We start from the raw sequence: 9,822 nt of genomic DNA, 5'->3' as shown, positions 1-9,822 counted from the left end.
GTCCTGCTGGCCGGCGGCGGCACCGCCGGCCACGTCAACCCCATGCTGGCCACGGCGTCGGCGCTCGCGGGCGAGCACGGGGCGACCTGCGCCGCCCTGGGCACGAGCGACGGGCTGGAGTCCCGCCTCGTCCCGGCGAGCGGCCTCGACCTGCACCCGGTCCCGCGCGTCCCGCTGCCCCGGCGGCCCTCGGCGGACTTCCTGCGCCTGCCGACCAACCTGCGGGCCGCCGTCCGCGCCGCGCGCGAGGCCATCGAGGCCACCGGCGCCGACGTCGTCGTCGGGTTCGGCGGCTACGTCGCCACGCCCGCCTACCTCGCCGCGCGCCGCGCCGGCGTCCCGGTCGTCGTCCACGAGCAGAACGCCCGGCCGGGCCTGGCCAACAAGGTCGGCGCGCGCACCGCCGCCGCCGTCGCGCTCACGTTCGCCACGACGCCGCTCGCCGCCCGCCGGGGCCGCACCGAGGTCACCGGGCTGCCCCTGCGCGGCGCCGTCGCCGACCTCGTCGCGCAGCGCACCGGCGACGACCGCGGCGCGGCCGCCCGGGTGGCGGGCGCGCGTGCCCTCGGCCTCGACCCGGACCGGCCGATCCTCCTGGTCACCGGCGGCTCGCTCGGGGCCCAGCGCCTCAACGACACCCTGGCCGCGAGCGCCGGCGACCTCGCCGGCGTCGCCCAGGTCCTCCACCTCACGGGGCGCGACAAGGACGGCCCGGTCCGGGCGCGCGTCGGCGACGCCGCGGACTACCACGTCCTGGACTACCTGCCCGAGATGGAGCACGCGCTCGCCTGCGCGGACCTCGTCGTGTGCCGTTCCGGCGCCGGGACCGTCGCCGAGCTCTCCGCTCTGGGCCTGCCCGCCGTCTACGTCCCGTTGCCGCACGGCAACGGGGAGCAGCGGCTCAACGCCGCGGACGTCGTCGGTGCCGGCGGCGGCGTCCTCGTCGAGGACGCCGCGCTCACGCCCGCCTACGTGCGCGAGCACCTCGTCCCGCTGCTCGGTGACGCCGACCGCCTGCGCGCGATGGGCGAGGCGGCCGTCGCCTCGGGCCCCGGCGACGGCGCCGGTCCGCTCGCCGAGCTCGTCGTGGCGGTGGCTCGTGGCTGAGACCGCCTACCACCTGGTGGGGATCGGCGGCGCCGGCATGTCCGTCGTCGCCCACCTCCTGCTCGCCCGCGGCGCACGCGTGAGCGGGTCCGACGCGAAGGACTCCGCGGTCCTCGCCGCCCTCGCCGACGCGGGGGCACAGGTGAGCGTCGGCCACGCGGCCGAGCACGTGCCGGACGGGGCGACCGTGGTCGTGTCGACGGCCGTGCGCGAGACCAACCCGGAGCTCGCCCACGCGCGCGCCCACGGGCTGCCCGTCCTGCACCGCAGCGAGGCCCTCCAGCTCGTCGCCGAGGACCTCGACCTCGTCGCCGTCGCCGGCGCCCACGGCAAGACCACGACGTCCGCGATGCTGGCCGTCGCCCTGCGCGTCGCCGGCCTGGACCCGTCCTACGCGATCGGGGGGTCCGTCGTCGGGCTCGGCACCGGTGCCCACCTGGGGGCGGGGCGGGCCTTCGTCGCCGAGGCCGACGAGTCCGACGGCTCCTTCCTCAACTACGCCCCGCGCGTCTCGGTCGTGACGAACATCGAGGTCGACCACATCGACCACTGGGGCAGCGCCGAGGCGTTCCACGCCGCCTTCGAGGACTTCGCGGCCCGCCTGCGCCCGGGCGGCCTGCTCGTCGCCTGCGCGGACGACCCCGGGGCCCGGCGCCTCGCCGCGACCGCCGCGGCGAGCGGGACCCGGGTGGCCACGTACGGGACCACCGCAGGCGTCGACGGCGCGGAGCGGCACGTCGCGCTGAACGTCGGCGAGGCGCGGACCACCGGCGCGCTCGGTGAGGTCGAGGTCGACGGCGAGCGAGCCCAGCTCGCGCTCGCCGTCGGCGGGGAGCACAACCTGCGCAACGCGGCCTCGTGCGTCGCGGTCGGACTGGAGCTGGGCGTCGGCCTCGCGGCCCTGGCGGACGGTCTCGGTCGGTTCCGGGGGACGGGCCGACGATTCGAGCCCCGCGGCGAGGCCGGCGGCGTGCGCGTGGTGGACGACTACGCGCACCACCCCACGGAGGTGGCGGCGACCCTGGCCGCCGCGCGGGACGCGGCCGACGGCGGACGGGTCCTCGTCCTCTTCCAGCCCCACCTGTACTCCCGGACCCGGGCGTTCGCCGCACAGTTCGCGGCCGCGCTCGAGGCTGCCGACCGGGCGGTCGTCACCGACGTGTTCGCCTCGCGCGAGGACCCGGAGCCCGGCGTCGACGGCTCGCTCGTCGCCGACCGGGCAGCCGGCGCGCGGTACGTCGCCGACCGTCTCGAGGCCGCCCGCGCCATCGCGGCCGCCGCGCGGCCCGGGGACCTCGTGCTCACGATGGGTGCGGGCGACGTCACCGAGCTCGCGCCCGTCGTCCTCGCGCACCTGGACGAGGGGACGTGAGGGCGCCGCGGCCGCCGCGGCGGGGTGAACCGACTCCGCCCCGGCGCGCAGGGTCGCGCCCGCAGGAGCGCTCGCGGGACCGTGGTACCGACGCGCGGACGTCGGCGGCGGACAAGGGGACGTCGGACGGGCCCGCGAAGGACGGGAAGGCGAAGTCGGTCGAGCCGGCGAAGGCCGGGAAGGCGAAGTCGGTCGAGCCGGCGAAGGACGGGAAGGCGAAGTCGGCCGCGTCGTCGGGCGGTGCGCCGCCCGTGCACGCGCGCGGTGGTCGGCGGGGCCCGGCGCGGCCCACCGCCTCGCTCGCCCAACGTCGCGCGGAGAAGGAGCACGCCGCCCGGCGGCTCACCGTGCGGCGGATCGTCATCGGCGCGGCCGCGCTCGCTCTTCTCCTCGCCGTCGCCTGGGCGGTCCTGCTCTCCCCGCTCACCGCCCTCGAGGACGTGTCGGTGTCGACGACCGAGGACTCGCCCCACGTCGACCTGGCGGAGGTGGCGGCCGTCGCCGACCCACAGGTCGGCACCCCGCTCGCCCGGGTCGACACCGGCGCGGTCGACGAGGCGGTCGGCGAGCTACCAGGCGTCGCGGACGTCGAGGTCGAGCGTGCCTGGCCCACCGGCCTGGAGATCGAGGTGACGCCCCGGGTGCCGGTGGCCCGCACGCAGGTCGACGACGGCTGGGCCCTGCTCGACGCCACGGGCGCCGAGGTGGCGCGGACCGACGAGCCCGACGACGCGCTGCCGCAGGTCGACGTCCCGGACGACCCCGACGAGGGACGCCGGGCCCTGACCGCGTTGCTCTCGGCGCTCGGGGAGATGCCCACCGAGCTGCGCTCCCAGGTCGCGTCCGCGTCGGCGTCGGCCCCCGGCACGATCACCCTCACGCTCGCGGACGAGGCCGAGGTGCTCTGGGGGAGCGCGGAGGACTCGGCGCTGAAGTCCGAGGTGCTGCTCGTCCTGCTCGAGCAGTCGCCGGCGCAGCGCTACGACGTGTCCGTCCCCGCTCGACCGACCACGGGCTGACGCGGGGCGGACCCGGACCCCAGGACCGCCCTCGTCGACCGAACGACACCGGTGTGGTTCTCGTGGCGCGTCGCTCCCCACGAACCGGGTCGTCGCGACTACCTTCCCTGCGCCAGACAAGGACAGAAGTCTCACCTTCAAGTCGAGGTTGAAGGTCGAGCGACGACGAGGGGAACTCACGTGGCAGCACCGCAGAACTACCTGGCGGTCATCAAGGTCGTCGGCATCGGCGGCGGTGGCGTCAACGCCGTCAACCGGATGATCGACTCCGGGCTCAAGGGCGTGGAGTTCATCGCCATCAACACCGACGCGCAGGCCCTGCTCATGTCCGACGCCGACGTCAAGCTCGACGTCGGACGGGACCTCACGCGCGGGCTCGGCGCCGGCGCCGACCCCGAGGTCGGCAAGAAGGCGGCGGAGGACCACGAGGAGGAGATCGAGGAGGTCCTGCGCGGGGCCGACATGGTCTTCGTCACCGCGGGCGAGGGCGGTGGCACGGGCACCGGTGGTGCGCCGGTCGTCGCGCGCATCGCCCGCTCGCTCGGCGCCCTGACCATCGGTGTGGTCACACGTCCCTTCGGCTTCGAGGGGCGCCGCCGCGGCTCACAGGCGGAGTCCGGCATCGACGCGCTGCGCAACGAGGTCGACACCCTCATCGTCATCCCGAACGACCGGCTGCTGTCGATCTCGGACAAGAACGTCTCGATCCTCGACGCCTTCCAGGCCGCCGACGAGGTGCTCCTGTCCGGTGTCCAGGGCATCACCGACCTCATCACGACGCCGGGCCTGATCAACCTCGACTTCGCCGACGTGAAGTCGGTGATGCAGGGCGCAGGCTCCGCGCTCATGGGGATCGGCTCCGCGCGCGGCGACGACCGCGCCGTCGACGCCGCCGAGGGGGCCATCTCCTCGCCGCTGCTCGAGGCGTCCATCGACGGGGCGCACGGCGTGCTGTTCTCGATCCAGGGCGGCTCCGACCTCGGGCTGTTCGAGATCCACGAGGCGGCGCGGCTCGTGCAGGAGGCCGCGCACCCGGAGGCGAACGTCATCTTCGGCACGGTCATCGACGACGCCCTCGGGGACGAGGTGCGCGTCACGGTCATCGCCGCGGGCTTCGACGAGGGCGAGGGCCCCGCGGGGGCACAGTCCACCGTCGGCCGTCGGCCGCTCGCCCCGGTGCGCGCCGCGGCCGAGCCCGCCGACGCCGGTGCGCGCGGCGCGCGGGAGGGTGCCGGCCAGGCCGCCCGCCCGACGTTCGAGCAGACCCCGCGGACGGACCAGCGGCCCGTCCCGGTCGAGGCCCAGGGCCAGGGTGCCGCGCAGCCGCAGCAGGTGCCCGCGCACGCGCAGGGCGGACCGGCCTACGGCGACGAGCGTCCCGTCGACGACCGCTTCCCGGGCGAGCAGCACGCCGAGGGCGCGTACGGTCAGGGCGGCAACGGTCAGGGCGGCCACGGGCAGGACGGCCGGCAGCCCGGTCCGGGTGGGTACGCACCGAACGGGCAGCAGCGTCCGGCGTCCCAGACCGGGCGCGTCCCGCGCGTGTTCCCCGAGAGCGACGGCCGGGACGACGACCTCGACATCCCCGACTTCCTGAAGTAACCGGCGGCGCATGTCTGTCCCTGTCCGCGTCGCCGACCTCGGCCCGGCGGCGCACGGAGTGTTCACCACGGCCCACGGCGGCGTCTCACGCCCGCCGTGGGCCGCGGCCGTCCCTGCGGCGGCGACCTGGTCCGGGTCGGCGACCGGAGGCGCGGCGGACGGTCTCAACCTCGGGCCGCACGTCGGTGACGACCCGAGCCGTGTCCGTACGAACCGCGACCGGGTCGCGAGCCTCGTCGGTGCTCCGGTCGCCTGGATGACCCAGGTGCACGGCACGACCGTCGCGGCCGTGACCGGGCGGCCGGAACCCGTCGAGAGCGTCGGCGAGGCCGACGTGCTGCTCGCGCTGCCGCGTGCGGGGGACGTCGTCGCGGTCGGTGTCATGGTGGCGGACTGCGTGCCCCTTCTGCTCGCCGACGCCGCCGGCCGGGCGGCCGCCGCGGTCCACGTGGGGCGCGCGGGGCTCGTCGCGGACGCGGTCGGGACCGCCGTCCGGGCGCTCGCGCACGCCGGCGTCGACCCGTCGGAGCTCTCCGCGCACCTGGGGCCCTCGATCTGCGGAAGCTGCTACGAGGTTCCCGCCCGCCTCCAGGCAGAGGTCCTCGCCGCGCATCCCGCCGCCGAGGCGATCACGCACGACGGCACGCCCGGCCTCGACGTGGCCGGCGCCGTCGAGGCGGCGCTGCTCGCCTCCGGGGTCGGCCGCGTGTCCCGGGACAGCGCCTGCACCTACGAGGACCGCCGCCTGTACTCCTACCGGCGGGCCACGCACGCCGGCGAGCCGCGTACCGGGCGGTTCGCGGGGATCGTCACGCTCGGCCCGTGACCCGCCCGGCGCGTCGCACCACCGGCGCGGACCTCCACCGGTTAGCGTCAGGTGCGTGGCGGGAGCGACCTTCCCGCCGCCCGTCACGACCGAGGAGCGACCCCCATGCCCGGCACCATGCGCAAGTTCATGGAGTACCTCTCCTTCGCCGAGCCGCAGGACGACCTGTACGAGGGTGAGGGAGGCTACGACGAGCCCGCCGACCGCCGTCGTGACGACCGACGCGTCGCCGAGGACCGGCGGTCGTACGACGACCGGCGCGAGGCGGAGGAGACCCGCGAGCAGCCCGCCGCCCGCGAACGGCACGCCGAGGTCACCCACATCACCCGCCTCGCACCCGCCCGCCAGGAGGCCCCAGTGGACGTCGAGCTCTCCCGCATCGTGACCATGCGTCCCACGAGCTACAACGACGCGCCCGCGGTGGGTGACGCCTACCGCTCCGGCACTCCGGTGATCCTCAACATGGAGGGGATCTCCGAGGCCGACGCGCGTCGCCTCATCGACTTCGCCGCCGGACTCGCCATGGCCCTCGGCGGGGTGCTCGAGAAGGTTTCGCCGGGAGCCTTCATCCTTGCCCCCCGCAGCGTGGCCGTGACGCACGCCGAGGAGGAGTCTCCCCGCTCGGGGTTCGACTTCGCCCGCGCCTGACATCGTGGGGATCGTCCTCAGCGCGCTGAGCCTGATCCTGTGGCTCTACCTCCTCGTCCTGCTCGCCCGCGTCGTCATCGACCTCGTCCAGATCTTCTCCCGCACGTGGCGGCCCACCGGCATCGTCCTCGTCCTCGCGAACGTCGTCTACGGGCTCACCGACCCGCCGCTGCGGTTCATCAGACGGTTCGTGCCGCCCGTGCGCATCGGCCAGATCTCGCTCGACCTGGGCTTCATCATCCTGTTCCTCGGCGTCCAGCTCGTGCGTGGGTTCCTGCTGCCGGTCCTCGCCGCGGCGCTCCTGTGACGCCCACCCGGACGACGGCGCCGCGGGCGGGCCGCGGCGCACCGGCCCGGGTACCGATGCATCCGCGCTCCTCCGAGTAATCTGGGGCGCGGACGCGCGTGGCGTCCAGCCACGACCGACCAAGATCGAGGTGAGACGAGATGGCACTGCTCAGCGCCGACGACGTCCTCAACAAGAAGTTTGAGGCGACCAAGTTCCGCGAGGGATACAACCAGGACGAGGTGGACGACTTCCTCGACGAGGTGGTCGACACGCTCCGGTCCGTCTACGCCGAGAACGAGGAGCTCAAGGCCCGCCTGGAGGCGTCCGAGGCCCGCGTCGCGGAGCTGTCCGGACACTCCGGCGACGCTGCGGCGACCGAGGACGCCCCGGACGCCGAGGCCCAGGTGCCCGCCGCCGACGACACGGCGGAGACCCCCTCCGTCACCTCCGCCCCCAACCGCCGTTCCGTGCACGACGCGGCGCCCGCCACGCCGCAGCCCTACGCAGCCGCCGCCACCGCGGAGCCCCAGTCGCCCGCGGAGACGCAGGTCCCCGCCGCGGAGCCGGTCGAGCAGTCGGCCCCGGCCGCGCCGGCCACGACCCCGGCCGCACCGGCGGCCACCACGGGCGCGTCCGACTCCGCCGCCGGCATGCTCGCCATGGCGCAGCGCGTGCACGACGAGTACGTCGCCGACGGCCAGGCCGAGGCGGCCCGCCTCGTCTCCGAGGCCCAGTCCGAGTCCGAGCGCATCGTGACCGAGGCCGAGGCCCACTCCAACCGCACGCTCTCGCAGCTCGAGCAGGAGCGTTCGCTCCTCGAGCGCAAGATCGACGAGCTGCGCACGTTCGAGCGCGACTACCGCACGCGCCTGAAGAGCTACCTCAACCAGCTCCTCAGCACGGTCGAGGGCGGCACCGGCAACCGCGAGAGCGGAATCTGACCACCCCATGACCTCTGCCGCCCCCGGCGCGTCACGGCGGCTGCCGGCCCTCCTACTCGGGCTGGCGGCCGCCGTCGCCGTCATCGACCAGGTGACCAAGGCGATCGCGCTCGACCAGCTCGCCGACGGTCGCAGGATCGAGCTCCTGGGGGAGTACCTGGGTCTCCGGCTCGTCTTCAACCCCGGAGCGGCCTTCGGCCTCGGCAGCGGCACGACCTGGCTGTTCACGGTCATCATCGCCGTCGTCGTGGTGGTGATCCTCTTCTACGCCCGCAGGCTGCGGTCCGTCCCGTGGGCGGTGGCGCTCGGGCTGCTCCTGGGCGGTGCGGTCGGCAACTTCATCGACCGGATCTTCCGCGACCCCGGCGTGTTCCAGGGCCACGTCATCGACTTCATCGCCTACTACAACTGGTTCGTCGGGAACGTCGCCGACATCGCCATCGTCGTGGCGGCGAGCATGATCTGCGTGCTCGCGCTCCTGGGTCGGGAGATCGACGGCACCCGCCTCGGGGACCGGTCGGCGACCGACGGTTCGGCGGCGGGCGACGGGGCGAGCGACGAGCGGGACGGGGGGAGCGGGACGGTCGGTGCGGGCGAGGCCGACGACGCCGCCCGGACCGATCCCGACTGGCTGGTGGCGGCGAGTACGGGGCCGGGCACCCCGCGCGCCGACGACGAGGACCCCGAGGCCTGGTGGGAGCGCCGCCTCGCGGTCGGCACCGGCGCCGGCGGGACAGCTGGAGCGGCGGGCGAGCCTGCGGGGGCCCCCGAGCAGCACCGGTCGGCGGAGCCGGAGCCCGACGACTCCGTGCTCACGGCGGACGCCACGACCGACAGGGCCGGCGGTGGCGACGCGCCGGATGCGGGCGTCGGGCCCGGCCCGGAGGCTGAGCCGCGAGCGGGGGCCGAGACCGCGACGACCACGGGCAGCGCCACCCCGGGCGACCGACCGATGCCCGCCGAGACGCTGGACGCCGCCCCGGGCGAGCGGATCACGCGGCGTGAGCTGCGCCGTCGTCGGGAGGCGGCCGAGGCTGCCGCGCGGGCGGCCCGGACGGACGAGCCCGGTGCCTGAGGTCAGGTCCCTGCCCGTGCCCGACGGGCTCGCCGGCGAACGCGTCGACATCGCGATCTCCCGCCTGCTCGGTCTGTCCAGGACCCGCGCCGCCGAGCTGGCCGCGAGCGGCGACGTCGTGCTCGACGGAGCGGTGGTCGGCAAGTCCGACCGGCTCGTCGCCGGCGCCTGGCTCGAGGTGACCCTCCCGGAGCCCGAGCGCCCGGCCGGCCCTCCGGAGCCGACCGCCGTCGAGGGCATGCTGATCGCGCTGGAGGACGACGACGTCGTCGTCGTCGACAAGCCCGTCGGCGTCGCCGCGCACCCCTCGCCCGGGTGGGACGGTCCGACCGTCGTCGGCGCGCTCGCCGCCTCCGGTCGCCGCGTCTCCACCTCGGGGGCGCCGGAGAGACAGGGCGTCGTGCACCGCCTCGACGTCGGGACCTCGGGCCTCATGGCCGTCGCCAAGTCCGAGCGGGCCTACACAGCGCTCAAGCGGGCCTTCAAGGAGCGCACGGTCGACAAGACCTACCACGCGCTCGTCCAGGGCCAGATGGACCCGAGCGCGGGCACGATCGACGCACCGGTCGGGCGGGACCCACGGCACAGCTACCGGATGGCGGTCGTCACCGGAGGCAAGGACGCCGTCACCCACTACGAGACGCTCGAGTCGATGCGTGGGGCGTCGTTGCTCCAGGTCCAGCTGGAGACCGGGCGCACCCACCAGATCCGGGTCCACACCTCGGCCGTCGGGCACCCGTGCGTGGGCGACACGACCTACGGGGCGGACCCCACGCTCGCCGCACGGGTCGGGCTGACGCGGCAGTGGTTGCACGCCGTCGGGCTCGGGTTCGCCCACCCCGTGACCGGCGACCGCGTCGAGGTCGCCTCGCCCTATCCGGACGACCTCGACCGGGCGCTCGAGGTCCTGCGCGCCGCCGGCCTGTGACGGGCCCGTCGGCGG

10 protein-coding genes are annotated in these 9,822 nt (G+C 75.5%); all 10 read left to right on the top strand.

All coding sequences use genetic code 11. The features are described 5' to 3' along the window. Positions 1-42 precede the first annotated feature (42 nt). The gene (locus ACZLKG_RS09925) at positions 43-1,107 is read left to right on the top strand and encodes a UDP-N-acetylglucosamine--N-acetylmuramyl-(pentapeptide) pyrophosphoryl-undecaprenol N-acetylglucosamine transferase (RefSeq protein ID WP_463648693.1); all 1,065 of its coding nucleotides are present in this window, start codon (positions 43-45) and stop codon (positions 1,105-1,107) included. Positions 1,108-1,144: 37 nt separating this feature from the next. Next, positions 1,145-2,479: a UDP-N-acetylmuramate--L-alanine ligase gene (gene murC, locus ACZLKG_RS09920; RefSeq protein WP_463648692.1), complete on the top strand. Its 1,335-nt coding sequence runs from the start codon at positions 1,145-1,147 to the stop codon at positions 2,477-2,479. Further along, positions 2,476-3,498: a cell division protein FtsQ/DivIB gene (locus ACZLKG_RS09915; protein WP_425708693.1), complete on the top strand. Its 1,023-nt coding sequence runs from the start codon at positions 2,476-2,478 to the stop codon at positions 3,496-3,498. The genes murC and ACZLKG_RS09915 overlap by 4 nt, the downstream gene beginning before the upstream one ends. Before the next feature lie 180 nt (positions 3,499-3,678). Then, positions 3,679-5,100, top strand: a complete 1,422-nt coding sequence (ftsZ, locus tag ACZLKG_RS09910; RefSeq protein ID WP_425708692.1) for a cell division protein FtsZ — start codon at positions 3,679-3,681, stop codon at positions 5,098-5,100. Between the two features lie 10 nt (positions 5,101-5,110). Continuing rightward, positions 5,111-5,926, top strand: a complete 816-nt coding sequence (locus ACZLKG_RS09905; RefSeq protein ID WP_425708691.1) for a purine nucleoside phosphorylase YfiH/LACC1 family protein — start codon at positions 5,111-5,113, stop codon at positions 5,924-5,926. Between the two features lie 105 nt (positions 5,927-6,031). Then, positions 6,032-6,574: a cell division protein SepF gene (locus ACZLKG_RS09900; RefSeq protein ID WP_425708690.1), complete on the top strand. Its 543-nt coding sequence runs from the start codon at positions 6,032-6,034 to the stop codon at positions 6,572-6,574. 4 nt (positions 6,575-6,578) lie between these two features. Continuing rightward, positions 6,579-6,881 carry a YggT family protein gene (locus ACZLKG_RS09895; protein WP_425708689.1) on the top strand — a complete coding sequence of 101 codons (303 nt, stop codon included), beginning with the start codon at positions 6,579-6,581 and terminating at the stop codon, positions 6,879-6,881. 140 nt (positions 6,882-7,021) lie between these two features. Continuing rightward, positions 7,022-7,804 carry a DivIVA domain-containing protein gene (locus ACZLKG_RS09890; RefSeq protein ID WP_425708688.1) on the top strand — a complete coding sequence of 261 codons (783 nt, stop codon included), beginning with the start codon at positions 7,022-7,024 and terminating at the stop codon, positions 7,802-7,804. 7 nt (positions 7,805-7,811) lie between these two features. Further along, positions 7,812-8,879 carry a signal peptidase II gene (gene lspA, locus ACZLKG_RS09885; protein ID WP_425708687.1) on the top strand — a complete coding sequence of 356 codons (1,068 nt, stop codon included), beginning with the start codon at positions 7,812-7,814 and terminating at the stop codon, positions 8,877-8,879. Beyond that, on the top strand, positions 8,872-9,807 hold the full coding sequence (locus tag ACZLKG_RS09880; RefSeq protein ID WP_425708686.1) for an RluA family pseudouridine synthase: 936 nt from the start codon (positions 8,872-8,874) through the stop codon (positions 9,805-9,807). Before lspA ends, ACZLKG_RS09880 begins: the two co-directional genes overlap by 8 nt. The last annotated feature ends 15 nt before the right edge of the window (positions 9,808-9,822 follow it).

It is taken from the genome of Georgenia sp. Z2081, from assembly GCF_055326445.1.
The sequence above is the reverse complement of the archived record's forward strand: the minus strand, read 5'-3'. Positions and strand labels throughout refer to the sequence as shown.

Coding starts and splice junctions, on each gene's coding strand:
- ACZLKG_RS09925 (WP_463648693.1), top strand. CDS start 43: ATGCTGGCCACGGCGTCGGCGCTCGCGGGCGAGCACGGGGCGACCTGC.
- murC (WP_463648692.1), top strand. CDS start 1,145: ATGTCCGTCGTCGCCCACCTCCTGCTCGCCCGCGGCGCACGCGTGAGC.
- ACZLKG_RS09905 (WP_425708691.1), top strand. CDS start 5,111: ATGTCTGTCCCTGTCCGCGTCGCCGACCTCGGCCCGGCGGCGCACGGA.
- ACZLKG_RS09900 (WP_425708690.1), top strand. CDS start 6,032: ATGCCCGGCACCATGCGCAAGTTCATGGAGTACCTCTCCTTCGCCGAG.
- ACZLKG_RS09890 (WP_425708688.1), top strand. CDS start 7,022: ATGGCACTGCTCAGCGCCGACGACGTCCTCAACAAGAAGTTTGAGGCG.
- lspA (WP_425708687.1), top strand. CDS start 7,812: ATGACCTCTGCCGCCCCCGGCGCGTCACGGCGGCTGCCGGCCCTCCTA.